Raw genomic sequence first — 290 nt, 5'->3', positions numbered from 1 at the left:
AAAGTATCCTTTTCAGAGACTCCTGGTATATAAGGAGATTCATAGACAGCACCATAATTTTTATTGATAATCCCTTTATTAGTATAAGCTTCTATATTAACTGTCTCGGCTTCCAAATCAACTGATTTAATCCAGCCTGTTTTAACTTTGCCATTTTTTGTATAACTTCCGTAATACCACAATCCATAACCTGTTCTAGCTTCTTTAGTTTTTTTAAATTCTTTAATTTTAAAGTCTTTTGTTGTATCAATTTGACTAGAACTTGAGGTATAAGGTGTATCGTATACAGC

At 31.0% G+C, this 290-nt stretch carries 1 protein-coding gene; it reads right to left on the bottom strand.

Going from position 1 to position 290, the window contains the following annotated elements:
• A partial coding sequence (locus tag DOK76_RS09725) for a GW dipeptide domain-containing protein (RefSeq protein WP_206967233.1) occupies window positions 1-290 on the bottom strand: 290 nt, incomplete at both ends.

The organism is Candidatus Vagococcus giribetii (genome assembly GCF_017316185.1).
In the GTDB taxonomy this organism is placed as follows: Bacteria; Bacillota; Bacilli; order Lactobacillales; family Vagococcaceae; genus Vagococcus; species Vagococcus giribetii.
This window is presented reverse-complemented; position numbering and strand designations above follow the sequence as displayed.